Source organism: Ferrovibrio sp. (assembly GCF_041906005.1).
Lineage (GTDB): Bacteria > Pseudomonadota > Alphaproteobacteria > Ferrovibrionales > Ferrovibrionaceae > Ferrovibrio.
In genome coordinates this window covers 1-1225 of sequence record NZ_JAYRJY010000024.1, presented here as the reverse complement: position 1 = coordinate 1225, position 1225 = coordinate 1, and the positions used below count along the sequence as shown (strand labels likewise).

Annotated in this window: 1 protein-coding gene; it reads left to right on the top strand. The window is 64.4% G+C overall.

What is annotated here, in order from left to right:
- Positions 1-63: 63 nt before the first annotated feature.
- Positions 64-1196 (top strand): IS3 family transposase gene (locus ACE3OO_RS20260; protein ID WP_336188064.1). Its coding sequence is split into 2 segments (ribosomal slippage): positions 64-319 and positions 319-1196, totalling 1134 coding nucleotides; the frame shifts between segments, so codons are not numbered across the junction.
- The last annotated feature ends 29 nt before the right edge of the window (positions 1197-1225 follow it).

Sequence of the window (1225 nt, the reverse complement as noted above, 5' to 3'; positions counted from 1 at the left end):
TGACCTGCCCCCGCTGAGCCGTACCACGTGAAGCTGTAAAGTCCGTCACCCAAGAGGACGGACATGAAGAAGAGTCGTTTCACTACCGAGCAGATCATCGGATTCATCAAACAGGCCGAGGCCGGCATGGCCGTGTCCGAGCTGGCGCGGCAAAACGGTTTCAGCCCCGCCAGCTTCTACGCCTGGCGGGCCAAGTACGGCGGCATGGAAGCCGAGGACGCCAAGCGTCTGAAGGAGCTGGAAGCGGAGAACAACCGGCTCAAGCGGCTGCTGGCCGAGGCGCACCTGGACATCGAGGCGCTGAAGGTCGGCTTCGGGGTAAAACGCTAGCCCCGCAACGCAAGCGCGAGGCGGTCCGGCACATGCTCGAACTCACGACGGTGAGCGAGCGCCGGGCCTGCCGCCTTGCGGGGCTGTCCCGCGACGCCTTCCGCCATCCGCCCGAGCCGACGGCCGCCACGCAGGCGTTGTCAGCCCGGATCATCGAACTGGCCCAGGTTCGCCGCCGGTTTGGCTATCGCCGCCTGCACGACCTGCTGCGCCCGGAGTTCCCCGACGTGAACCACAAGAAGATCTACCGCCTGTACCGCGAGGCGGATCTGGCCGTACGCCGGCGCCGGAAAGCCAAGCGGCCGGCGAGCGAGCGTCAAGCGCTGTCGCCAGCGAGCCAGCCCAACGCGGTCTGGAGCATGGACTTCGTCAGTGATGCGCTGGCCAATGGGCGTCGACTCAAGTGCCTGACCGTCGCCGACGACTTCAGCCACGAAAGCGTCGACATCGCCGTGGACCACGGCATCAGCGGTGCCTATGTGGTTCGTGTGCTGGATCGGGCCGCCTGCTTCCGCGGTTATCCCCGCGCGGTACGAACCGACAATGGGCCGGAGTTCACCAGCCGTGTCTTCATCGCCTGGACGCAGCGGCATGGCATCGAACATCTGCTGATCGAGCCGGGCCGGCCGATGCAGAACGGCTACATCGAAAGCTTCAATGGCAAGTTCCGCGACGAATGCCTCAACGAGCAATGGTTCACTTCACTGACCCAGGCCCGAGACGTCATCGCCGCGTGGCGACGGGACTATAACGAGGTTCGGCCACACAGCAGTTGCGGACGCATCTCACCGGCTCAATTCGCCGCCAATCACAGAGCACAGCAAGCCAACAATGCGGTACCCTTCAACGCCGGACTTTGTCAGTAACTACTGGTACGGGTCTTGGGGGCAGGTCA